22 protein-coding genes are annotated in these 23,513 nt (G+C 70.8%); 4 read left to right on the forward strand and 18 right to left on the reverse strand.

The genetic code is table 11. The features are described from left to right. Positions 1-100: 100 nt before the first annotated feature. From prcA to dop, 4 genes are all read right to left on the reverse strand, one after another. Positions 101-982: a proteasome subunit alpha gene (prcA, locus tag VFH10_RS00150; protein WP_325124791.1), complete on the reverse strand. Its 882-nt coding sequence runs from the start codon at positions 980-982 to the stop codon at positions 101-103. Between the two features lie 19 nt (positions 983-1,001). Then, positions 1,002-1,844: a proteasome subunit beta gene (prcB, locus tag VFH10_RS00155; protein ID WP_325124793.1), complete on the reverse strand. Its 843-nt coding sequence runs from the start codon at positions 1,842-1,844 to the stop codon at positions 1,002-1,004. Positions 1,845-1,851: 7 nt separating this feature from the next. Beyond that, a complete protein-coding gene (locus VFH10_RS00160; protein WP_325124795.1) occupies positions 1,852-2,049 on the reverse strand; it encodes a ubiquitin-like protein Pup in 198 nt (65 codons plus the stop codon). A gap of 63 nt (positions 2,050-2,112) precedes the next feature. Further along, the gene (gene dop, locus VFH10_RS00165) at positions 2,113-3,621 is read right to left on the reverse strand and encodes a depupylase/deamidase Dop (protein ID WP_325124797.1); all 1,509 of its coding nucleotides are present in this window, start codon (positions 3,619-3,621) and stop codon (positions 2,113-2,115) included. Between the two features lie 213 nt (positions 3,622-3,834). On the opposite strand from dop, the gene VFH10_RS00170 reads away from it, so the two are divergent. Next, positions 3,835-4,317, forward strand: a complete 483-nt coding sequence (locus tag VFH10_RS00170) for a YbaK/EbsC family protein (protein WP_325124799.1) — start codon at positions 3,835-3,837, stop codon at positions 4,315-4,317. Here the strand turns inward: VFH10_RS00170 and VFH10_RS00175 are convergent. The 4 genes from VFH10_RS00175 to VFH10_RS00190 all read right to left on the reverse strand — a co-directional run bounded on the left by VFH10_RS00175 (position 4,286) and on the right by VFH10_RS00190 (position 8,710). After that, a complete protein-coding gene (locus VFH10_RS00175; protein WP_325124800.1) occupies positions 4,286-4,651 on the reverse strand; it encodes a hypothetical protein in 366 nt (121 codons plus the stop codon). The two genes, VFH10_RS00170 and VFH10_RS00175, sit on opposite strands and share 32 nt — an antisense overlap. Before the next feature lie 11 nt (positions 4,652-4,662). Beyond that, complete coding sequence (gene arc / locus VFH10_RS00180; RefSeq protein WP_325124802.1) at positions 4,663-6,429, reverse strand: proteasome ATPase; 1,767 nt, start codon at positions 6,427-6,429, stop codon at positions 4,663-4,665. 147 nt (positions 6,430-6,576) lie between these two features. Beyond that, on the reverse strand, positions 6,577-7,542 hold the full coding sequence (locus VFH10_RS00185) for a tRNA (adenine-N1)-methyltransferase (RefSeq protein WP_325124804.1): 966 nt from the start codon (positions 7,540-7,542) through the stop codon (positions 6,577-6,579). Between the two features lie 34 nt (positions 7,543-7,576). After that, positions 7,577-8,710: a site-2 protease family protein gene (locus tag VFH10_RS00190; protein WP_325124806.1), complete on the reverse strand. Its 1,134-nt coding sequence runs from the start codon at positions 8,708-8,710 to the stop codon at positions 7,577-7,579. Between the two features lie 121 nt (positions 8,711-8,831). Between VFH10_RS00190 and VFH10_RS00195 the strand changes: the two genes are divergently transcribed. Further along, complete coding sequence (locus VFH10_RS00195) at positions 8,832-9,734, forward strand: PD-(D/E)XK nuclease family protein (RefSeq protein WP_325124808.1); 903 nt, start codon at positions 8,832-8,834, stop codon at positions 9,732-9,734. Positions 9,735-9,759: 25 nt separating this feature from the next. Here VFH10_RS00195 and VFH10_RS00200 read toward each other — a convergent pair whose 3' ends face one another. The 6 genes from VFH10_RS00200 to metH all read right to left on the reverse strand — a co-directional run bounded on the left by VFH10_RS00200 (position 9,760) and on the right by metH (position 18,006). Continuing rightward, on the reverse strand, positions 9,760-11,040 hold the full coding sequence (locus VFH10_RS00200; protein ID WP_325124810.1) for a sensor histidine kinase: 1,281 nt from the start codon (positions 11,038-11,040) through the stop codon (positions 9,760-9,762). Between the two features lie 79 nt (positions 11,041-11,119). Then, positions 11,120-11,746, reverse strand: a complete 627-nt coding sequence (locus VFH10_RS00205; RefSeq protein ID WP_325124811.1) for a response regulator transcription factor — start codon at positions 11,744-11,746, stop codon at positions 11,120-11,122. After that, positions 11,743-13,014 (reverse strand): sensor histidine kinase, encoded by a 1,272-nt coding sequence (locus VFH10_RS00210; protein ID WP_325124813.1) that lies wholly within the window; start codon positions 13,012-13,014, stop codon positions 11,743-11,745. Before VFH10_RS00210 ends, VFH10_RS00205 begins: the two co-directional genes overlap by 4 nt. Before the next feature lie 63 nt (positions 13,015-13,077). Continuing rightward, positions 13,078-13,368, reverse strand: coding sequence for a hypothetical protein (locus VFH10_RS00215; protein WP_325124815.1), 291 nt, complete (start codon positions 13,366-13,368; stop codon positions 13,078-13,080). 181 nt (positions 13,369-13,549) lie between these two features. Then, positions 13,550-14,209 carry an HAD family phosphatase gene (locus tag VFH10_RS00220; protein ID WP_325124817.1) on the reverse strand — a complete coding sequence of 220 codons (660 nt, stop codon included), beginning with the start codon at positions 14,207-14,209 and terminating at the stop codon, positions 13,550-13,552. Between the two features lie 8 nt (positions 14,210-14,217). After that, the gene (gene metH / locus VFH10_RS00225) at positions 14,218-18,006 is read right to left on the reverse strand and encodes a methionine synthase (RefSeq protein ID WP_325124819.1); all 3,789 of its coding nucleotides are present in this window, start codon (positions 18,004-18,006) and stop codon (positions 14,218-14,220) included. 198 nt (positions 18,007-18,204) lie between these two features. Between metH and VFH10_RS00230 the strand changes: the two genes are divergently transcribed. After that, complete coding sequence (locus tag VFH10_RS00230; protein WP_325124821.1) at positions 18,205-19,056, forward strand: PAC2 family protein; 852 nt, start codon at positions 18,205-18,207, stop codon at positions 19,054-19,056. A 36-nt stretch (positions 19,057-19,092) separates the two neighbouring features. Here VFH10_RS00230 and mshC read toward each other — a convergent pair whose 3' ends face one another. The 4 genes from mshC to VFH10_RS00250 are packed head-to-tail and all read right to left on the reverse strand — an operon-like array spanning position 19,093 to position 22,586. Continuing rightward, entirely contained in the window at positions 19,093-20,367 is a 1,275-nt protein-coding gene (gene mshC, locus VFH10_RS00235; RefSeq protein WP_325124823.1) for a cysteine--1-D-myo-inosityl 2-amino-2-deoxy-alpha-D-glucopyranoside ligase, read from the reverse strand. Between the two features lie 43 nt (positions 20,368-20,410). After that, on the reverse strand, positions 20,411-21,223 hold the full coding sequence (locus VFH10_RS00240) for an SCO1664 family protein (protein ID WP_325124825.1): 813 nt from the start codon (positions 21,221-21,223) through the stop codon (positions 20,411-20,413). 27 nt (positions 21,224-21,250) lie between these two features. Next, positions 21,251-21,838, reverse strand: coding sequence for a DUF3090 domain-containing protein (locus VFH10_RS00245; protein ID WP_325124827.1), 588 nt, complete (start codon positions 21,836-21,838; stop codon positions 21,251-21,253). A 10-nt stretch (positions 21,839-21,848) separates the two neighbouring features. Next, a complete protein-coding gene (locus VFH10_RS00250; RefSeq protein WP_325124829.1) occupies positions 21,849-22,586 on the reverse strand; it encodes a histidine phosphatase family protein in 738 nt (245 codons plus the stop codon). Between the two features lie 32 nt (positions 22,587-22,618). On the opposite strand from VFH10_RS00250, the gene VFH10_RS00255 reads away from it, so the two are divergent. Next, positions 22,619-23,513 (forward strand): magnesium and cobalt transport protein CorA (locus tag VFH10_RS00255; RefSeq protein WP_325124831.1); only part of this gene is annotated, 895 nt, incomplete at its 3' end.

Genomic DNA, 23,513 nt, shown 5'->3' on the forward strand with positions numbered 1-23,513 from the left:
GACTCGGGGTCGCCGTTGGTCACGAACGGCCTGTTTCGGCAGGCTCAGCCTGACGTTGGGGACCAAACCGCAGACCGGAGGCCGGCGCGCAACGGGTGGGTCAGGGGGCGATCGGGGGTGCGACCGGGGGCTCGGGCTCGCCGGTCGTGGGGTTCTCCAGGGGCGGCTGGCTGCTGATCGTGTCGGTGGGGTCGGCCGGGTCGTCCGGAGGCGTCGGGTCGGTGGACGGGTGTCCGCCGCCGTCGGGGCCGCCGTCGGTGGGGGCTCCGCCGTTCGGGCCGCCGCCCGGCTCCCCGAGGATCCGGCCGAGCTGGGCGACCGTGAGTCGCCTGAACTTCCGCTGCTGGGTCCGGGTCCGGTCGAGCGAGGCGACCTCCAGCGCGGACGCGAGGATCCGCCTGTTCTCACCGTCGTCGCGCCCGAGGGCGTCGACGGCCAGCCGGATCGTGTCGTCGAGGCCCGCGCCGGGCGCGTAGTGCTCCTTGAGGTACGCCGCGGCGAGCTCGGCGTTCCCGCCCATCACCGCGAAGCCGTGCTCGTCGGCGACCTGGCCGTCGTAGGTGAGCCGGTAGACCTGGTCGTCCTCGGCGGTGTCGCCGACCTCGGCGACGAAGATCTCCACCTCATAGGGCTTCTCGCCCCCGCTGGAGAAGATCGTGCCGAGCGTCTGGGCGTAGGCGTTGGCGAGGCCGCGGCCGGTCACGTCGCGGCGGTCGTAGGCGTAGCCGCGCATGTCGGCGAGCCGGACGCCGGCGATCCGGAGGTTCTCGAACTCGTTGTAGCGGCCGACCGCGGCGAAGGCGATCCGGTCGTAGATCTCGCTGACCTTGTGCAGCGCCTGGGACGGGTTCTCGGACACGAAGACGATCCCGTCGGCGTACTGCACGACGGCGACCGAGCGGCCCCGGGCGATGCCCTTGCGGGCGAAGTCGGCCCGGTCCTTCATCAGCTGCTCGGGCGAGACGTAGAACGGCATGCTCATGAGTCGAGAGGCTCCTGGCTCAGGTGAGGGATGCGGCGGGGCCGTCGGGGCGGTCCATCCGGGCGGCGATCACCCGGTCTGCGATCTCGGCGACGTCCGCCTCCGGCAGCCGCTGGTAGCCGTCGCCGGTGATCACGCCGACGACCGGGAAGATCCGGCGGGTGACGTCGGGGCCGCCCGTCGCGGAGTCGTCGTCGGCCGCGTCGTACAGCGCCTGGACGACCGCGGTCACGCAGCCCTCGGCGTCGAGGTCGTCGCGGTAGAGCTTCTTCAGCGAGCCGCGCGCGAACAGCGAGCCCGAGCCGACGGAGTGGAACGCGGTCTCCTCGTAGCGGCCACCTGTCACGTCGTAGGAGAAGATCCGGCCCTGCTCGCGGGTGAGGTCGAAGCCCGCGAAGAGGGGTACGACGGCGAGCCCCTGCATCGCCATGCCGAGGTTGGAGCGGATCAACGCGGCGAGCCGGTTGGCCTTGCCGTCCATCGACAGCGTCGTGCCCTCGATCTTCTCGTAGTGCTCGAGCTCGGTCTGGAACAGCCGCACCATCTCGACGGCGAGACCCGCGGTGCCGGCGATGCCCACGCAGGAGTACTCGTCGGCCGGGAACACCTTCTCGATGTCGCGCTGGGCGATGATGTTGCCCATCGTCGCGCGCCGGTCACCGGCCATCACCACGCCGCCGTCGAAGGTGGCCGCCACGATCGTGGTGCCGTGCGGCGCCAGACCGGCGGCACTGCCCTCGGGCAGCGAACGGCGCTGCGGCAGCAGCTCGGGCGCCTGGTTCGACAGGAACTCGGCGAAGGACGACGTGCCGGGAGTGAGGTAGGCGGCCGCGAGACGCGGACCCGTCGGGGAGCTCGTCATCTGAGGTCTACTCGCCGCCCTTCTGGATGAAGGACTTCACGAAGTCCTCCGCGTTGGTCTCCAGAACCTCGTCGATCTCACCGAGGATCGCGTCGATGTCCTCGTCGAGCTGTTCCTTGCGCTCGGCTACGTCGGCGCCGGCCTCGACCTCGTTGGCTTCCTCGGTCTCCGAGGACTTCTTGGAATGTTTGTGCTCCTGAGCCATGAGCGCGCCTCCTTCGGTCTGCAGGGTCTCGACCACCGGGTGAGCCGACCCCCACCCACGACCCTACCGAGTCAGAGCCTCGAACAAGGCCTCTGCGGTCTCACAACGGTCGAGGAGTTCGCCGACGTGGGCCTTGCTGCCCCGGAGCGGGTCCACCGTGGGCACCCGCTGCAGCGACTCGCGGCCCGGCAGGTCGAAGATCACCGAGTCCCAGGACGCCGCCGCGATGCGGTCGGCGTACTGCTCCAGGCAGCGGCCACGGAAGTAGGCCCGGGTGTCCTCCGGCGGGTGGTGCATCGCCGCCGCCACCTCGGCGTCGTCGAGCAGCCGCTCGATCCGGCCCATCCGTACGAGCCGGTGGTAGAGGCCCTTGTCGGGTCGCACGTCGGCGTACTGCAGGTCGATGAGGTGCAGCTTGGCGTCGTCCCACTCCAGGCCGTCGCGGTCGCGGTACTGCTGGAGCAGCTGCAGCTTGGCCACCCAGTCGAGCTCGCGGGCGCAATCCATCGGGTCGGTCTCGAGCCGAGTGAGCACCGACTCCCAACGCAGGAGTACGTCGGACGTCTGGGCGTCCACGTCGGAGCCGAGCCGGTCCTCGACGAACTTGCGGGCCAGGTCGAGGTACTCCATCTGCAGCTGCACGGCCGTGAGCTTGCGGCCGTCGTTGAGCGTCACCAGCTCCTTGAGCGTCGGGTCGTGCGACACCGCGCGGAGGGTGCGCACGGGCTGGTCGACCGCCAGGTCGACGTTGATGAAACGGTCCTCGATCATCGCCAGCACCAGCGCGGTGGTGCCGACCTTGAGGTAGGTGGACACCTCGGCGAGGTTGGCGTCGCCGATGATCACGTGCAGCCGGCGGTACTTCTCCGGGTCGGCGTGCGGCTCGTCGCGGGTGTTGATGATCGGGCGCTTGAGGGTGGTTTCCAGCCCCACCTCGACCTCGAAGTAGTCGGCGCGCTGGCTGACCTGGAATCCGTGGTCGCGGCCGTCCTGGCCGATGCCGACGCGGCCGGCACCGCAGACCACCTGGCGGCTGACGAAGAACGGCGTGAGGTGCCGGACGATGTCGCCGAACGGCGTGCTGCGCCGCATCAGGTAGTTCTCGTGGGCGCCGTAGGACGCGCCCTTGTTGTCGGTGTTGTTCTTGTAGAGCAGCAGTGGAGCCGTGGTCGGGACCGCGGCGGCGAACCTGGTCGCGTCGAGCATCACCTGCTCCCCCGCCTTGTCCCAGAGCACCACGTCGCGCGGGTTGGTGCACTCGGGTGTGGAGTACTCGGGGTGGGCGTGGTCGACGTACAGACGGGCGCCGTTGGTGAGGATGACGTTGGCGAGACCCAGGTCCTCGTCGGTCAGCTGGGAGGCGTCGGCGACCTCGCGGGACATGTCGAACCCGCGGGCGTCGCGCAGCGGCGACTCCTCCTCGAAGTCCCAGCGCGCCCGCCGGGCCTTGAGCGTCGAGCCGGCGTAGGCGTTGACCACCTGGGACGACGCCACCATCGGGTTGGCGGTGGGCTGCCCCTGCACGGAGATGCCGAACTCCGTCTCCGTGCCCATCACGCGTCGGACGCTCATGCGACCGAGCCTACGCGGACGGGGTGACCGGACGGGCCCGGACGCGGTCAGCGGCGTCCGGGGCGGAGCTTGCCCACCAGGAACAGCACGACGAGTACGACGACGACGAGGATGATGATGGTCTTCACGGGGCCACCTTCCAGAGGCTCGGGTGCTGCCGTCGTACCCCCGTGGACACCCGCCCAATCACGGCCCTGGCGGTAGCGTCACGGCATGAGCGAGGAGCGGACACCCGCCGAGGACGCGGCCGACCGGCTCGGCCTCTCCCACACCGTCGTCCGGCACGGACCGGTCCGGTCGCTGCAGGAGGCCGCGGCTGCCCGCGGGGTGCAGCCGGCCGCCGTGGTCAAGACCCTGGTGGTGCGGGTGACCGATGACGACTACCGGTTCGTGCTCGTCCCCGGCGACCGGGAGATCTCCTGGCCCAAGCTGCGTGCGCTGCTGGGGGTCAACCGGCTGTCGATGCCCAGCGCCGAGGTGGCGAAGGAGGTCACCGGCTACGAGCGCGGCACGATCACGCCGCTCGGCAGCAGCCACGACTGGCCGGTCGTCGCCGACGCCGCGATGAGCGGCCGGGTGTCGCTCGGTGGTGGCGCACACGGTGTCGCGCTGACCGTCGACGCCGACGACGTGGTGCGGCTGCTGGGGGCCACCGTCGCCGACGTCACCGACCCGGTCGGAGCCGCCGGGCGTTGACGACCCAGGCGTGCGCGGCATTGACGCCGACGATGCCGGCCCAGGACACGATGACAGCGAAGGTGTGGTCCGTGACCGCGAGCGGGATCGTGATCGGGATGCCCGCCCCGATCGACACGATGCCGAGCGCCAGCTGCCTCTGCCGGTCGCCACGCTCCTCGTCCCGGCGCTGACGACGTTCCTCGATCTCGCCCCCGGAGCGTGCCTCGACGGCACGCTCGATGCGCTCCGCGAACGCGTCGACGATCTCCTTCTCGAACGACGGTCCGAGCTCACGACGAGTCTCGAGGAACGCCTCGGACTCGTGACGCTCGATCTGGTTCCCGTCGCTCATACCGAGGGACGCTACAGGTACTGGCCGGTGTTGGAGACCGTGTCGATCGACCGACCCGGCTCGGTGCCCTGCTTGCCGGTGATGAGCGTGCGGATGAAGACGATCCGCTCGCCCTTCTTGCCGGAGATGCGGGCCCAGTCGTCCGGGTTGGTGGTGTTGGGCAGGTCCTCGTTCTCCTTGAACTCGTCGACGCACGCCTGGAGCATGTGCGTCACCCGCAGACCCTTCTGGCCGCTGTCGAGCAGGTCCTTGATCGCCATCTTCTTGGCGCGGTCGACGATGTTCTGGATCATCGCGCCTGAGTTGAAGTCCTTGAAGTACAGGACCTCCTTGTCGCCGTTGGCGTAGGTGACCTCGAGGAAGCGGTTCTCCTCCGTCTCGGTGTACATCCGCTCGACCGTCGCCTGGATCATCCCCGCGACGCAGGCGTTCTTGTCGCCGTTGAACTCGGCGAGGTCGTCGGCGTGCAGGGGCAGAGTGGCGGTGAGGTACTTCGAGAAGATGTCGCGGGCCGACTCGGCGTCCGGCCTCTCGATCTTGATCTTCACGTCGAGGCGGCCGGGCCGCAGGATCGCCGGGTCGATCATGTCCTCGCGGTTGGACGCACCGATCACGATGACGTTCTCGAGGCCCTCGACGCCGTCGATCTCGCTGAGCAGCTGCGGGACGATGGTGTTCTCGACGTCGGAGGAGACGCCGGAGCCGCGGGTGCGGAACAGCGAGTCCATCTCGTCGAAGAACACGATGACCGGCGTGCCCATGCTGGCCTTCTCCCGGGCCCGCTGGAACACGAGCCGGATGTGCCGCTCGGTCTCTCCGACGTACTTGTTGAGCAGCTCGGGTCCCTTGATGTTCAAGAAGTAGGACTTCCCCGGTGAGCCTTCGCCGCCGGTCTTGGCCGCGACCTTCTTGGCCAGCGAGTTGGCCACGGCCTTGGCGATCAGCGTCTTGCCGCAGCCGGGCGGGCCGTACAGGAGCACGCCCTTGGGTGGCTTGAGCTCGTGCTCCTTGAACATGTCGGGGTAGAGGTACGGCAGCTCCACCGCGTCGCGGATCTGGTCGATCTGCCCCTTGAGCCCGCCGATCTTCTCGTAGTCGATGTCGGGGACCTCTTCGAGGACCAGCTCCTCCACCTCGGACTTCGGGACCTTCTCGTAGGCGTAGCCGGAACGGGTGTCGAGCAGCAGCGAGTCACCTGCGCGCAGCATCTCGTCGCGCAGCGGAGCGGCGAGCCGCACCACGCGCTCCTCGTCGGCGTTGGCAATGACGAGCACGCGCTCGCCGTCGGCGAGCACCTCCTTGAGCATGACGACCTCGCCGACCTGCTCGAACGCCATCGCCGCCACCACGTTGAGGGCCTCGTTGAGCATGACCTCCTGACCCTTGCGCAGGTCGTCGAGGTCGACCGACGGGCTCACGTTGACGCGGAGCTTGCGGCCGCCGGTGAAGACGTCGATGGAGTCGTCCTCGTTGCGGGAGAGGAACGTGCCGAAGCCGGCCGGCGGCTGCGCGAGCCGGTCGACCTCCTCCTTGAGGGTCATGATCTGGTCGCGCGCCTCACGAAGGGTCTGGGCGAGGCGTTCGTTCTGCGCGGTCACGGCTGCGAGGGACCGTTGCGTCTCGGCCAGCCGCTGCTCGATCGCGCGTGAGTGCACCGGGCTCTCGGCCAGGCGTCGACGCAGGTCGCCGACCTCGTCCTCGAGGAAACCGACCTGGGTCTCCAGCTCTTCCGGGGTCCGCCCCCTGGCTCGCTCGGAGCCACTGTCTGATGCCGGCACGACCGTCACCTCCGCAGCATGGGTGCTTCGTCTGAATTCGACCCTACCCGCGCGTCAACCGTTTTGAAGTCGCAACCGGGCAAGTGTCGGTCTCAAATCCAGCACGTAGGTAACGGACGTGTCACGACACCCGATCCGAGCCGTCGGCTACTCCTCGAACGGCTCCGCGGACGCGGTCGGCGGCAGTCCGGACGGCCTCGGTCCGGAGTAGTCCACGCCGTACGCGCCGGGCGCAGGCCGCCGCTTCTTCGCGGGGGCGACCTCGCCGTGCGCCATCCGGCGTGCGGTGACCAGGAAGCCGGTGTGCCCGATCATCTTGTGCCCGGGCCGGACGGCGAGACCCTCGACGTGCCAGTCGCGGACCAGGGTCTCCCAGGGCTGCGGCTCGGTGAAACCGCCGTGCGCGCGGACCGTCTCGACGGTTCGGCCGAGCTGGGTCGTCGTCGCGACGTACGCGCACAGGATCCCGCCGGGGGCGAGCGCCTCGGCCACCCGGTCGACGCACTCCCACGGCGCGAGCATGTCGAGGACGACCCGGTCGACGGAGCTCTCCTCCTCCTTCATCGCCTCGACGAGGTCGCCGACGGTGAGCTCCCACGCCGGGTGCCGGCCGTCGAAGAACTGGGTGACGTTCTTCTCGGCGACGTCGGCGAACTCCTGCCGACGCTCGTACGACGAGACGTGGCCACCGGGTCCGACCGCCCGCAGCAGCGAGCAGGTCAGCGCCCCGGACCCGACGCCGGCCTCGACGACCCGCGCACCCGGGAACACGTCGGCCATCGCGACGATCTGGGCCGCGTCCTTGGGATAGACCACCGCTGCGCCGCGCGGCATGGAGACGACGAACTCGCTGAGCAGCGGGCGGAACACGAGGTACTCGCCGCCGGCGGACGAGGTCACCGAGAACCCTTCGTCCCGGCCGATCAGCTCGTCGTGGTCGAGGTGTCCCTTGTTGGAGAAGAACCGCTTGCCGGGCTCGAGACAGATGTTGTGCCGGCGACCCTTCTGGTCGGTCAGCCGGACCCACTCGCCGGCCCGCAGCGGTCCACGGTGCACCCCCGACCAGGTCGGGTCGTCGGGCCGGTCGGGGGCGGGAGGCACGGCGTCGGACACGGCCCAGACCCTATAAGAGTGAGCTGGGCGCGCCTCACGTCGCGGCGGCGAAGGCGCGGTCGACGTCCTCGGTGACCAGCACGCCGAACGTGGTCCCGTCGGGCTCGACCAGGAGGTACTCGGAGGCCGGGGTGCGCTGCATCGCCCGGATCAGCGTCTCACCGGACAGGTCGGCGGGCAGCCGGAGTCCCGGCTGCAGGGTGCGCGCGACCGTGCTGACGGCCACCCACGGACGCCGCTCCTCCGGGGTCGCGAGGACGGCCGCCTCGTTGACGATCCCGGACACGGTGCCGTCGAGCCCCACGGCCACGATGCTGCCGGCCTGGGCCTCCTGCGCACGGCGTACCGCCTCGGCCAGCGGCAGGTCGTGCGGCACCGCGAGGGCCCGCCGTGCCAGGGTGCGGGCCCGCAGGACGGGGAGCCGGGCGCGCACCTTGGCGGACACGATCGCCTGGGTGGCCCCGCCCCAGAGGAACAGCGCGATCACGAGCCCCAGCACGTAGTCGGTGACCAGTGCCGGTCGCCCCGTGACCGGCTCCTGCAGGAGTGGGAACAGCAGGCACAGCACCGCCGCCACCCGTCCGCCCCATCCGGCGACGATGGTGGCCCGGTGCGGGTTGCCGGTGACCCGCCACACACCCGCCCGCAGCACCCGGCCGCCGTCGAGCGGGAGGCCCGGCACCAGGTTGAGCACGCCGACGACGAGGTTGGCGCCGGCGAGCGCGTCGACGGCGAGCCGGAGCAGCCCGTCGGGCACGACCGGGTGCAGCAGCAGGAAGGCGAGGCCGACCCCGATCGAGGTGATCGGCCCGACGACCGAAACGCCGAACTCGCGTCCCGGCGTGTCCGGCTCGCCCTCGATCTCGGTGACTCCGCCGAGGAAGTGCAGGGTGATGGAGCGGACCGGGAGGCCGTAGCGCTTGGCCATCAGCGCGTGCGACATCTCGTGCAGCAGCACGGACAGATAGAGCAGCACGGCGAAAGCGGCGCCGGCGACGTACTTGCCGTTGCCGATGCCGGGCTCCACCTGCTCGATGGCCGGGGCGATCATCACCGAGATCAGCACCGCCACCAGCAGCCACGAGGAGCGGACGAGCACGTCGACGCCGCCGATCTCGCCGATCTTGAGCGTCCCCGGCTCGCGGGCCCGCCGCTCGTCGTCCGTCACTCCCCCAAAGTATCCCGCGGCCGCCCGATCGGGCCGCACCGGAACTGTCGGCGACGTCGCCTAGGGTCTGTCTGGAGATGATGGACCGCAGGATCGACAGCCGGAGCCGAGGGTCGTTGACATGAGCAGTGAGGTGGTGGAGCACCCCGGGCGCACGGTCGTCGACGGCGTCGACGTGCTGGGCTCCCTCTCGCCGAGCCGTGCCGGCGACTTCCTGGCGTGCCCCCTGCTCTACCGCTACCGCACCATCGACAAGCTTCCCGAGCCGTCGTCGCCCGACGCCGTCCGCGGGACCGTCGTGCACAAGGTGCTCGAGGACCTCTTCGACCTGCCCGCCGCCGAGCGCACCCCTGGTCAGGCGGCCGAGCTGCTCCAGCCTGCGTGGGAGCAGCTGCTGGAGGCCGAGCCGACGATCGCGGAGATGTTCGGCCCCGAAGGTCCGGAGGTCGGCGCCTGGCTGGCGTCGTGCCGGGAGTCGCTCGACCGCTACTTCACGCTGGAGGACCCGACCCGCCTCGAGCCGGCCGAGCGTGAGCTCTACGTCGAGAGCCTGCTCGACTCCAAGCTGCTGCTGCGCGGTTTCATCGACCGGCTCGACATCGCGCCGACCGGGGAGATCCGGGTCGTCGACTACAAGACCGGACGGTCGCCGCACGAGGCGTTCGAGGCCAAGGCACTGTTCCAGATGAAGTTCTACGCGCTGGTCATCTGGCGCACCCGCGGTGTCGTGCCCCGGATGCTGCAGCTGATCTACCTCGGCAACGGCGAGGTGCTGCGCTACACCCCCGACGAGGCCGACCTGCGCGCCACCGAGCGCAAGGTGGAGGCGATCTGGGCGGCCATCGCCCGCGCCCACGAGACCGGCGACTGGCGCCCCCACAAGAGCGCGCTCTGCGGCTGGTGCGCCCACCAGAGCATCTGCCCCGAGTGGGGTGGCACTCCCCCGCCGCTTCCGCCCCCGCCCACCGAAGGGCTCAGGCACGACGAGCTCGAGGGCGGCCTCACCGCCGAGGACCTCGACTGACCGACCGGATTGCGTTCGGCCGACGTCAGGCCGACGGTACGTCGAGCAGCAGCACGGTGCCGCGTCCCGGCCCCGACGTGACCTGGAGCCGACCACCCGCCTCGGCGGCGAGGTCCTGCAGACCGCGCAGCCCGAACCGGCCGGCGTCCCCGAACGCGCCGGGCACGAACCCGACGCCGTCGTCGGCGACCCGGAGCTCCACGCGGCCCCGGCTCTGCCGGACGGAGACCGCCAGGCTGTGCGCCCGTGCGTGCTGCACGACGTTGCGCACGCCCTCGCGGGCGACGCGCCACACGAGCGCGATCGCGTCGTCGGAGGCGCCGGGCAGGTCGGCGACGTGCACGGTCACGTCGATCCCCGCGTACTCCGCCGGCATCACCAGCCGGTCCAGCGCCGCAGCAAGGGTGCCTGCGTCGAGGTCCGGCGGGTAGATCTCCAGCACCAGCGACCGCAGCGAGGCGATGCCGCCGCGCAGCGACTCGTCCACCTGGAGCAACCGGCGGGACGCGGCGTACGGCGTCGCCTCGTCCCGCGCCTCCGCGGCGAGCGCCGCGGACGCGTCGTCGAGGCTGTGCACCACGCCCTCGTGCAGGTCCCGAGCCAGCCGTCGGCGCTCTTCCTCGGACGCGACGACGGCGCTGCGCAACAGCCGTTCGCGAGCCTCGGAGGCACGACCGAGCCGGCGGTGCAGCCCCCACAGCAGCGGGGTCGTGAGGAGCCCCAGCAGCAGCACGCCGCCCACCGCGATCGGGCGGAACGTGTCGAGCACGACCTCGGTGCTGTCGGTGAGCTGGTCCTTCGCCCAGTAGATCTCGAGCAGCAGCGGCTCGCCCTCGGGCGACACCATCCGGGTGTAGACCTCGAGCAGCCCGCCCTCGCCGAGCTCGTAGCGGTTCTCCGGCCGCCGGAGGTCCGGCACGCCACCGTCCGAGCCGCCCGACTCCAGCACCGCGCGGGCGCTGTCGCCGAGCTCGAACCGCTGGCCGATGAGGCGCTTCTTGTCGGAGTACACGATCCGACCCTCGGCGTTCCAGATCTTCACCCGTTGCACGTTCGCGATCAGCAGCGAGCTGCGCATCAGGTAGTCGTAGGTGTCGGCGACCGAACGGCTGCCGTAGACGAGACCGCGGGGCACGCTGGGCTGGGCCACCGACCAGGCCAGCAGCTCGGTCATCGCCCGCGCGTCGGCGACGGCCTCGGCCTCCGCCGCCTGCCGGCTCAGCCGTGCCGAACCGAAGGCGACCACCACCACGATCAGCGTGGCGGCGGCGGCGAACTGGAACACGGGGTTCCTCAGGGCGCGCACGTGGGTCTCCTCCCGGACCCGCTGAGTCTGGCGGCTGCTCAGCCCGAGTGCACTGATTTGAGCCCGCGTGTCCGCACGGTCACAGATCGTGACGTTCGGCCCACAGCGCCGCCTGCGTGCGGTCCTGCACGTCGAGGCGCTGGAAGATCGAGGTCAGGTGGGCCTTCACGGTGCGCTCGCTGATGCCGAGCTTGCGGCCGATCTGCTTGTTGGCCAGACCCTCGCGGACCAGGCTCAGCACCTCCTGCTCGCGCATCGTCAGGCCCACGTCACCGGACGTGTGGTTGCCGGATCCTCGTGCACTGAGCAGGGCGCGGGCGGCGCGCGGGTGCAGCGGCGACTCCCCGCGTGCCACGGCGCGGACGCCGGCCAGCACGTCCTCCGGGTCGGCGTCCTTCAGCAGGTAGCCGACCGCGCCGGCGTCGAGCGCCGCCACGATCCGGTCGGAGTCGGAGTACGACGTGAGCACGAGCACCTCGGACGAGACGCCGGCGGCCCGGAGCGCCTTCGTTGCGGCCACCCCGTCGACGCCGGGCATCTGCAGGTCCATGAGCACCACGTCGGGCTCGGTGTCGCGCACGACGGCGAGCGCCTCGGACCCGTCGGACGCGCTGCCGACGACCTCCATGTCTCCGGCGGCGGCGACGAGCTGCGCCAGACCGGTGCGGACGACGGCATGGTCGTCGACGAGTACGACGCGGATCATCGGGCCTCCAGCTGAAGTCGGACGCGGGTGCCCTGTCCCGGAGCCGAGGTCACCTCGAGGTGTCCTCCGGCGTCGTGGATGAGGCTTTCCATCCCGCGTAGTCCGAAGTGTGTCCTGTCACCGGCCTCGTTGGGGTCGAAACCGCGACCGTCGTCGATCACTTCGAGCAGCACGGTCGGTCCCGCGGTGGTCACGCGCACGTGCAGGTGCTCCGCCTCGGCGTGCCGGAGGGTGTTGCGCACCGCCTCCTGGGCGACCCGCCACACCAGGCCGGCGGTGTTGTTGTCGACGCCCTCGAGGTCGTCGGCCTCGACCTCGACGATGACGCCGCGGTTGGCAGCAGTCGCGACCAGGTCCTCCAGCGCGGCGTGCAGGCCGGAGGTGGCCAGGTTGGGCGGGAGGATCTCGACGAGCAGGGACCGCAGTGACCGCAGCGAGCTGCGCACCGACCTGCCCATCCGGTCGAGCTCGTCGCGGGCGGCACCGCCGTCGCGGGCCGACGCGGACAGCGCGAAGGCCGTCCCCGCGAGGTCCTGCACGACGGTGTCGTGGAGGTCGCGGGCGATCCGGCGACGCTCGGCCAACGAGGCGTCGACGGCGGACCTGAGCAGCCGCTCCCGGTCGCGGGCGGTGCGGTCGAGGCGCCGGGTGAGCACCCAGAGCAACGGCACGGCGGCGACGACGAGCGCGGTCATGCCGCCCAGGGTGATCGGACGGAACGCACTGAAGACACGGGCTTTGCGGTCCTCGATGTCCTCGGCGGAGTAGTAGACCTCGAACAGGAGCGGCACGCCCTCGGGTGACCAGATCCGCGTGTAGACCTCGAGCAGCCCGCCGGACGAGCGCTCGAACTGGTTCTCGGGCTTCGCCAGGTCGGACTGCTCGGCGTCGTGGCCGCCGGCGGTCAGGACGGCGAGCTCTTCGCCGCCGAAGGCGAACGTCTGGTTGATCAGCTCGGTCTCGTCGGAGTAGACGATCCTGCCGTCCTTGTTCCAGATCTTGATGCGCTGCACGTCGCCTACGAGCAGCCGTTCGCTGACCGCGCGGTCGAACCGGTCGATCGCCCCCGGGTCGCCGTCGACCAGACCTCGCGGGATGGCCGGCTCGGCCACCGACTCGGCGAGCAGCTCGGTGGTGGCGACCGCGTCGTCGATGGCTTCCTCCTGGGCCGCGGTGTCACTGAGCCGGAGCACGGCCAGCATGGCCACCACGATGATGAGGATCCCGGCACCGAGGAACTGGGCAAGAGGGTTCCTGAGCAGGCGCATCTGCCCTCCTCCCCTCGATGATGTCTACGGCACCAGTATGTGCCCGCGAGGGGCGCCCGCGGGTCAGTATCCGACCACCCCACGGCAGATCTCGCCGGACCGGATGTTGCGCGCCTTGAAGGTGCTCCAGTCGGTGCCGGCCATGTCCACGATCACCCGCCTGACCTCGAAGGATCCCGAGTCGCCCTTGGTGCGCCGCGTGCCCTTGCCGGTGAGGCTGCCGTTGTGCCAGAGCTTCCAGCGCCACGTCTGGCCGACGCGGTTGCTGTCGACCTCGCCCTCGATCTCCAGGCGTCCGTCCTCGGGGCTGGCCTTGAGCTGGTACTCGGCGCGCTTGCTGCAGTTGCCGTCCACGACGACGTCGTCATCGTTGGCGACTGAGGCAGATGTGCCTGCGACAACGAAAGCAAGCGTCGCGAAGGTCGCGACCGCAAGCCTGTATCGAGAATGCTCCATGGTGTTACTCCCCGGCTGAACGATCTTTACCAAGGGTCCATGAGCGGCCGGGCCGTGCGCCACCTGTCCGGTGGTACTACTACCGGAGTGCCGGCAGGGTCGCCGCCGTGAGCCCGGCGAGCGAGTCGACGAACACCCGGCGCTCCCCCTCCAGGACGGGCACGTGGTTCGGCACGACGAGCACGGTGCACCCGGCCGCCTCCGCGGACCTGGTGCCGGTGTTGGAGTCCTCGATCGCGAGCGTTCGGGCCGGGTCGACGCCGAGGAGTGCCGCTGCCTTCAGGTAGGGCTCGGGATGCGGCTTGCCCTGCGACACCGCGTCGCCGGTCACCACTGCCTCGAACGTGCCCGCGGGCAGCCCGGCAAGGATCGGGTCGACGAAGCGACGGTAGGACATCGTGACCAGTGCGCAGCGCACCCCGCGGTCGCGCAGGTCGGAGAGCAGCTCCAGGGCGCCGGGCCGCCAGGGCACGGCCGCCTCCACCCGGCGTACGACGCGGTCGAGGAGCTGCTCGACGATGTCCGCCGGCTCTACGTCGATGCCGCTGTGCTCGCGGATGTAGCGACCGGCGTCGAGCAGGTCGAAGCCCACGACGTTCATCGCGAGCTCGTCGCTCCACGTGCCGCCGTGCTTGGCGACAACCTCGTGCTCGGACCGGATCCAGTAGGGCTCGGTGTCGACCAGGGTGCCGTCCATGTCCCACAGCACCGCGTCGGGAGTCTCGACAGCCGTGTCCACCGGTGTTTTCAGTCCTCGGGCTCGTAGCCGAGGTTCGACGCGAGCCAGCGCTCGGCGGTGCGCAGGTCGAACCCCTTGCGCTCGGCGTACTCCTCGACCTGGTCCTTGCCGACCCGACCGACCACGAAGTACTGCGACTGCGGGTGGCTGAGGTACCAGCCGCTCACCGACGCGCCCGGCCACATGGCCATGCTCTCGGTGAGCTCGATGCCGGCCGCCTGCTCGACGTCGAGCAGCTCCCACAGCTTCGCCTTCTCGGTGTGCTCCGGGCAGGCCGGGTATCCGGGTGCGGGCCGGATGCCCGCGTAGGCCTCCTTGATGAGCGCCTGGTGGTCGAGGTGCTCGTCGGCGGCATAGCCCCAGAACTCACGGCGCACCCGCTCGTGCAGGCGCTCGGCGAACGCCTCCGCCAAGCGGTCGGCGAGCGACTCGAGCAGGATCGCCGAGTAGTCGTCGAGCGCGGCCTTGAACTCCATGATCTTGGCCCCGGAGCCGATGCCGGCCGTCACCGCGAAGGCCCCGACGTAGTCGGGCAGGCCGGTGTCCTTCGGCGCCACGAAGTCGCCGAGGGACCGGTTCGGCACCCCCGCGCGGTGCTGGCCCTGCTGACGCAGGTTGCACAGCGTCGTCACCACCTCGGTGCGCGACTCGTCGGCGTAGACCTCGATGTCGTCGCCGACCGCGTTGGCCGGGAACAGCCCGACGACGGCGCGTGCCTCCAGCCACCGCTCCTCGATGAGCCGGTCGAGCATCTGCTGCGCGTCGTCGTACAGCTTGCGAGCCGCCTCGCCGGTCGTCGGGTTGTTCAGGATGTCGGGGAACTTCCCCTTCATCTCCCAGGCGTTGAAGAACGGCTGCCAGTCGATGTAGCGACGCAGCTCGGCCAGGTCGTAGTGGGTGAACGTGCGGACGAAGTGCGGCGACGCGTCGCCGGCGCGCTCGCCGGGGACGTGCGACCACACGTCCCCGCTCTGCGCCTGGTAGACGCGCGGCCGGGGCGGCCGGTAGCCGGACCAGTCGATCGGCGTCCGGTTCGCGCGTGCCTGCTCCAACGTGACCAGCGGGCGCTCCTGGCTCTTGGCCGCGTGCCGGGTGCGGATCGAGTCGAAGTCGGCCTTGACCTCCTCCATCAGCGCCGGTCGGCGCTCGTCGGACAGCAGGGACGACGCGATCGGGACCGACCGCGATGCGTCCTTCACCCAGACGACCGGACCGTGGTACTTCGGGTCCACCTTCACCGCGGTGTGCGCGCGCGACGTGGTCGCGCCGCCGATCAGCAGCGGGATGTCGAAGCCCTGCCGCTCCATCTCGGAGGCGAGGTTGACCATCTCGTCGAGCGAGGGTGTGATCAGTCCGGACAGCCCGACGATGTCGGCGCCCACCTCGCGGGCGGTGTCGAGGATCTTCTGCGCCGGCACCATCACGCCGAGGTCGATGACGTCGTAGTTGTTGCACTGCAGGACGACGCCGACGATGTTCTTGCCGATGTCGTGGACGTCGCCCTTCACCGTGGCCATCACGATCAGGCCCTTCTTCTCCACCGCGTCGCCGGGCTTCTTCTCGGCCTCGATGAACGGGATCAGATAGGCGACGGCCTTCTTCATGACCCGGGCACTCTTCACGACCTGCGGCAGGAACATCTTCCCGTCGCCGAACAGGTCACCGACGACGTTCATGCCGTCCATCAGCGGTCCCTCGATGACCTCGATGGGACGGCCGCCGCGAGCAGCGATCTCCGCGCGCAGCTCCTCGGTGTCGGCCTCGGCGTGCTCGTCGATCCCCTTCACCAGGGCGTGCGTGATCCGCTCAGACACGGGCAGCGCCCGCCAGGCCTCGTCGGCCACCTCGCGCTGGGCACCGTCGCCGGCGAAGTCGGGAGCCACCTCGAGCAGCCGCTCGGTGCTGTCAGAGCGCCGGTTGAGGATGACGTCCTCGATGCGCTCGCGCAGGTCGGGGTCGATCTCGTCGTACACCACGAGGGCGCCGGCGTTGACGATCCCCATGTCCATGCCGGCCTTGATCGCGTGGAAGAGGAACACGGCGTGGATCGCCTCGCGCACCGGGTTGTTGCCACGGAACGAGAACGACACGTTGGAGACGCCGCCGGACACCAGGGCGCCGGGCAGGTTCTGCTTGATCCATCGGGTCGCCTCGATGAAGTCGACGCCGTACTCGGCGTGCTCCTCGATGCCGGTCGCGACGGCGAACACGTTGGGGTCGAAGATGATGTCCTCGGACGGAAAGCCCACCTCGTCGACCAGGATGTCGTAGGCGCGCTTGCAGATCGCCTTGCGCCGCTCCAGGTTGTCCGCCTGGCCATCCTCGTCGAACGCCATCACCACCACGGCCGCGCCGTACTTCCGGCACAGCCGCGCCTGCTCGACGAACTTCTCCTCGCCCTCCTTCATGGAGATCGAGTTCACGATCGGCTTGCCCTGGGTGCACCGGAGGCCCGCCTCGATGACCTCCCACTTGGAGGAGTCGATCATCAGCGGCACCCGCGAGATGTCGGGCTCACCGGCGACCAGCTTCACGAACCGGTCCATTGCGGCGACGCCGTCGATCATCCCCTCGTCCATGTTGATGTCGATCACCTGCGCCCCGCTCTCGACCTGCTGGCGGGCGACCGACAGGGCGGTGCCGTAGTCGCCCTCCTTGATCAGGCGGCGGAACCTCGCGGACCCGGTGATGTTGGTGCGCTCGCCCACGTTGACGAACAGGGACGACTCGTCGACGTTGAGCGGCTCGAGGCCGGACAGCCGGAGCGCCGGCGCGACCTCGTTCGCGACCCGCGGCTCGACGCCCTTGGCCGCCGTCGCGATGGCCGCGATGTGCTCGGGGGTCGTGCCGCAGCATCCGCCGACGATGTTGACCAGCCCGTCGCCGGCGAACTCGCCCAGCACGGCGGCCATCTGGTCGGGCGCCTCGTCGTACTCCCCGAACGCGTTGGGCAGCCCGGCGTTGGGGTGGCAGGAGACGAAGCAGTCGGCGAGCCGCGAGAGCTCCTGCACGTAGGGACGCAGCTCGCCGGCGCCGAGCGCGCAGTTCAGGCCGACGGCCAGGGGCCGGACGTGGCGCACGGAGTTCCAGAACGCCTCGGTGGTCTGCCCGGACAAGGTGCGGCCGCTCGCGTCGGTGATGGTGCCCGAGATGATCACCGGCCAGCGCCGGCCGCGCTCCTCGAAGAGGGTCTCCAGGGCGAAGATCGCGGCCTTGGCGTTCAGCGTGTCGAAGATCGTCTCGACGAGCAGCAGGTCGGCACCGCCGTCGACGAGCCCCTGGGCCTCCTCGAGGTAGGCCGCCACGAGCTCCTCGAACGTCACGTTGCGTGCACCCGGGTCGTTCACGTCGGGCGAGATCGAGGCCGTGCGGTTGGTGGGGCCCATCGAGCCGGCGACGTAGCGCGGCCGGTCGGGGGTGCTCGCCTCGTCGGCGGCCACCCGCGCGAGCGCCGCCGCGGAGCGGTTGATCTCGTAGCAGTGGTCCTGCAGCCCGTAGTCCAGCTGCGAGATCGAGGACGCCGTGAACGTGTTGGTGCAGACGATGTCCGCGCCCGACTCCAGGTAGGTGCGGTGGATGTCGGCGATCACGTCGGGACGGGTCACGGACAGGATGTCGGAGTCGCCCTTGAGGTCGTGCGTGTGGTCGGCGTACACCTCGCCGCGGTAGTCGTCCTCACCGAGCCCGTGGCTCTGGATGAGGGTGCCCATGGCACCGTCCATCACCAGGATCCGCTCGCGCAGAGCCGTGGTGAGCTCCGCGGTCGCGTCGGGACGGACGAGGGTGGAGTCGGGCACGAGGCTCCTCGGGTCAGCGTTGGGGTCCGGCAGGCACTCGCCCGAGCCTAGGCACGGCGGTCCCCCGGTCCCGTGGACTTACCGGATGGTGACACCGGCGTCTCACATTGTGTCAGGTCGGGTACGCCGGGATAGCCGGCCCTCGCCGTCCTTGCCGACCTGCGCACGCTGCGACACACCAGGGCCTACGCTGAAACCGTGATCGAGATCGAAGAGGTGCCGGAGCTGCGCTCCCCGATCCTCATTGCCGCGTTCGAGGGCTGGAACGACGCCGCCGACGCCGCGTCGTCGGTGGTCGACCACCTGATGCGGGTGTGGAACGCCCGGGTGGTGGCCGCGATCGACCCGGAGGAGTTCTACGACTTCCAGATGAACCGGCCCGTCGTCGGCACCAACGAGGACGGCATGCGCCGGATCACGTGGCCCTCGACGCAGCTCGCGGTCGCCTCGCCTCCAGGGGCCCTGCGCGACGTGATCCTGCTGCGCGGCATCGAGCCCAACATGCGGTGGCGGCAGTTCTGCGCCGAACTGCTCGCGGCCTCGGACGAGCTGGGCGCCGAGATCGTGGTCACGCTCGGAGCCCTGCTCGCGGACACCCCGCACACCCGTCCGATCCCGGTCACGGGCACGGCGACGGAGCCCGAGCTGATCGACCGGCTCAAGCTCGAGCAGTCCAACTACGAGGGACCGACCGGCATCGTCGGCGTCTTCCAGGACGCCTGCACGCAGATGGACATCCCGGCGGTCTCCTACTGGGCGGCGGTCCCGCACTACGTCGCCCAGCCGCCGTGTCCCAAGGCGACACTTGCGCTCGTCGGTCAGCTCGAGGACCTGCTCGAGATCAGCATCCCGCTCGGCGACCTGCCCGAGGAGTCCCGCGCCTGGGAGCGCGGCGTCGACGAGCTCGCCGACGAGGACGAGGAGATCGGCGACTACGTCCGGGCCCTCGAGGAGACCCGGGACACCGCCGAGCTGCCGGAGGCGAGCGGCGAGGCGATCGCGCGTGAGTTCGAGCGCTACCTCAAGCGCCGCGACTCCGGCGACGACTGACCGGGCTGCCGCTCACTCCCGCCGCCGCGCCGCGGCTCAGAGCGCGATGCCGAGACTGGCGTCGACCAGCCGCCGGATGACCTCGCCGGCGCCCGGCTCCGAGGTGTCCGCCCCCTCGTTGGTGGCGACCGACCAGCGGCGGACCGCCTCCGTGGCGCGCGGGGCGTCGAGGTCGTCGGCCAGCGCGGCCCGGACGGCCCGCACCACCTCGGCGGTGGCCGCACCGGAGGGCCGGGTGACCGCGGTCCGCCAGTCGGCGAGCCAGGTCTCCGCCCGTGTCAGGTCGCCGTCGGTCCACTCCCAGTCGCTGCGGTAGTGGTGCCGCAGGAGGGCGAGCCGGATCGCCATCGGGTCGACGCCGTCCTCACGGAGCCGGGAGACGAGGACCAGGTTGCCCTTCGACTTCGACATCTTCTCGCCCTCGTAGCCGACCATGCCGGCGTGCACGTAGGCGCGTGCGAACGTGAGCCCGTCGAAGGCTGCCTGGGCCTCGGCCGCGCTCATCTCGTGGTGCGGGAACACCAGGTCGCTGCCGCCGCCCTGCACGTCGAAGGCCTCGCCGAGGTGGTGCAACGCGATCGCCGAGCACTCCACGTGCCAGCCGGGCCGGCCCCGGCCCAGCTCGCTGTCCCAGGCCGGCTCACCGGGACGTTCGGCCTGCCACAGCAGGCAGTCGAGCGGGTGCTTCTTCCCCCTGCGTTCCGGGTCGCCGCCGCGCTCGCCGAAGAGCTCGGTCATCCGCGCCTCGTCGTACCCCGAGACGCTGCCGAAGCGCGGATCGGCGTGCACCGAGAAGTACAGGTCACCGTCGACGTCGTAGACGAAACCCCGCTCGCGCAGCTGGTGCACCAGCTCGACGACCAGCGGGATCGACTCCACGGCACCGACGTACTCGTCCGGTGCGATCACCCGCAGCGCGGTCATGTCGGCGCGGAACAGCTCGGTCTCGCGCTCGGCGAGCTCGACCCAGTCGGTGCCGGTGGCGGCGGCGCGCTCGAGCAGCGGGTCGTCGACGTCGGTGACGTTCTGCACGTAGCGGACCTCGTGGCCGGCGGCCCGCCAGGCACGGTTGAGCAGGTCGAAGGCGACGTAGGTGGCGGCGTGCCCGAGGTGAGTGGCGTCGTACGGCGTGATCCCGCAGACGTACATGCGCGCGGCGTCCGGCGAAGAGCCCTCGGGGTGCCCGCCCACCTGGGACCTCGGGACCGGAGTGGTGAACAGCCCCCGCGAGGCCGAGTCGTGGATCCGGACGGCCGGTGCCGGACCGAGATCGTCGAGGCTCGGCAGGTCCGGGCTCGTCCAGGCGCGCATGCGGGGAGCCTATCGAGGCGGCGGGCGCCGGACCCGCACCGGATCAGAACGCCGGCCAGGGGATGGCCGGCCACTCCCCCGACGGCGACGGCATCCGCCTGCGGGTGAGCAACCGCTCGCAGCGGGCCACGAGGGAGTCGACCTCGTGGCCGGCCAGGAGCTCGTCGAGCTCGGCACGCAGCGGGTCGCCGCCGGTGCTCACCCGGTCGAGCAGCCCACCCACGGCCACGGCGTCGGTCGGGTCGAGCGGGTCCTCGGCCCAGCCCCACAGCACCGTGCGGAGCTTGTCGTCGACGTGGAAGCTCACGCCGTGGTCGACGCCGTAGCGGTGCCCGTCGGTCATCGCGAGCACGTGGCCGCCCTTGCGGTCGGCGTTGTTCACCAGCACGTCGAGGACGGCCATCCGGCGCAGCGGGACGGAGTCCTCGTGGACGAGCGAGATCGGGCGGTCGGCGCCGTCGTACGCGTCGAGCACGTGCAGGTAACCGTCGGGCACCCGCCGCCGCGGCACCAGGTCGACCGGAGCCTGTGCGGGATCCGGCTCGCACCAGGCCTGCACCATGCCCACGCCGGCCGGCCCGTCACGCAGCACGGTGGGCGGGACGACGCCCCAGCCGAGTGCCTCCGACACGGCGTACGCGGCGACCTCCCGCCGGGCCAGGGTGCCGTCGGGGAAGTCCCACAACGGTCGCTCGCCGGCGACAGGCTTGTAGACGCAGGCGACGGTCGCCCCCACCGGGCCGACCCGGGCGATGAAGGTCGCGTTGGAGGCCGGCAGCACCCGCCCCTCGACCTGCACGTCGCCGTCGAGGAGCTGGGCCGGGCTGTCGGCCCGTGGGCCGGCGGCTTCGGTCATCGCGCGGTCCGCTCGATCACGGCTGGGTCAGTCCGCGGAGGTCGTCGTACGCCGGAAGCCGTTGGCCCGCGGGCACAGGTGGCCGGCCGGGTCGACGGGGCCGCCGCAGAACGGGCAGGACGGGCGACCCGCGCCGACGACGCGCTGGGCCCGCTTGCTGAACGCACGTGCCAGCCCGGCCGGCAGCCTGACCACGAGGATCTCCTCGGGCTCCGGCTCGTCGATCTCCTCCTCGGGCGTGCCCGGCTCGACCACCGACTCCTCGGTGAACGGGAACACCTCGACGACGACCCGCTCGTCGGACGCGTCCCACGACAGGGTCATCGTGCCGGCCCGAAACTCCTCGACGATCGGCTGCTCGAGCGGCCCGTTGGCCTCGAGGGCCACCGGCGAGACGGCAGGGATCGTGCTCGATCCCTCGTCGGTCCGGAGCAGCTCGTCGAGCAGCTCGTCGATGCGCTCGGCGAGCACGGAGACCTGCTGCTTCTCGAGGGCCACGCTGGTGACGCGCGCACCGGCGCGTGCCTGCAGGAAGAAGGTGCGCTGCCCGGGCGGGCCCACCGTCCCGGCGACGAACCGCTCCGGCGGATCGAAGCTGTGGATCACCGATGCCATGCCGCCGAGCCTATGCGGTGGGTCGAACCGGGTCCGCGTGCGCGGCGGCGCCCGTCCCGCCACCCACGGCCGCGTCGCTGCTGGCGCGCTTGCGGCGCTTGGACTTCCTCGGGGGCCGGAGGTGGCCGAGGTCGCCCTCGGTCGTGTTCATCGACAGCACGAACGGCCGCAGCGGCGTGTAGCGGACCACCGAGCAGGAGCCGGGGTCCACGACCAGCCGCTGGAAGGCGTCGAGGTGCATGCCGAGCGCGTCCGCCAGGATCGCCTTGATCACGTCGCCGTGGCTCACCGCGACCCAGACGGCGTCGGCGCCGTGCTCGTCCTCGAGGCGGAAGTCCCACCGTCGAACCGCACCCACCGCGCGCGCCGCCATCTCGGCCATCGACTCCCCGTCGGGGAAGGCGGCCGCACTCGGGTGCGCCTGTACGGTTCGCCAGAGCTCCTCCTTGGCCAGGGTCTTGAGCTCCCGCCCGGTCCACGTGCCGTAGTCGCACTCCAGCAGGCCCTTCTCCGACCGCGGGCGCGACGGCGCGGCCTGGGCTGCCGCAATCGCCTTGGCCGTCTCGCGGGTGCGTTCCAGCGGGCTGGTCACGACGGCCGCCAGCGGAAGCACCGACAGCCGGGCACCGACGGCGTGGGCCTGCTCGGCGCCGGTCTCGTCGAGGTGCACTCCCCTGGTCCGTCCGGCCAGCACACCGGTGGCGTTGGCGCCGGTGCGGCCGTGTCGCACGAGGATCACGGTTGCCATGCCGGGCAGCCTACGTGCCATAGCCTCGTCACATGATCGTCGACAGCGCCCTCTACCGGGACGGTGTCCGGGTCCCACTTCCCTGCGACAAGGACGACCTGCACGCGGTCCGCGACGCCACGTCCGGCGCCGGTGACTTCCTCTGGGTCGGCATGCACGAGCCCGACGGTGAGGAGCTGGACCGGGTCGCCCAGGCGTTCTCCCTGCACCCGTTGGCCGTGGAGGACGCGTTGCACGCCCACCAGCGGCCCAAGCTGGAGCGCTACGAGGACGGCATCTTCCTAGTGCTCAAGACGCTCTGGTACGTCGACGAGGAGGACGCCGTCGAGACCGGCGAGATCAACCTGTTCGTCGGCCGTGACTTCGTGATCAGCGTCCGCCACGGCGAGGGCACCGAGCTGCACACCGCCCGGCTCGACCTCGAGCAGGAGACGGTCGTGCTCGGCCACGGGCCGTCGGCGGTGGTCTACGCGATCTGCGACCGGGTGGTGGACGCCTACGAGGATGTCGCCGCCCAGCTGGAGGTGGACGTCGACGAGGTGGAGGAGTCGGTGTTCTCGCCCGCCAGAAGCCACGACTCCCGCCGGATCTACGTGCTCAAGCGTGAGCTGGCCGAGGTACGCCGGGCCGTGAACCCGCTGCGCGAGCCCATGAAGCGCTTCGCGACCGGGTCGGTCCCGGTGGTCACCCAGGAGGCGGCGCCGTTCTTCCGCGACGTGGCCGACCACGTCGTGCGGGTCACGGAGACGATCGAGACCCTCGACGGCCTGCTCTCGACGGCTTTCGACGCCCATCTGGCGCGGATCAGCGTCGAGCAGAACGAGGACATGCGGAAGATCTCGGCGTGGGTGGCGATCGCCGCCGTGGGCACGCTGGTGGCGGGCATCTACGGGATGAACTTCGACAACATGCCCGAGCTGCACTGGC

Source organism: Nocardioides sp. (genome assembly GCF_035697785.1).
In the GTDB taxonomy this organism is placed as follows: domain Bacteria; phylum Actinomycetota; class Actinomycetes; order Propionibacteriales; family Nocardioidaceae; genus Nocardioides_B.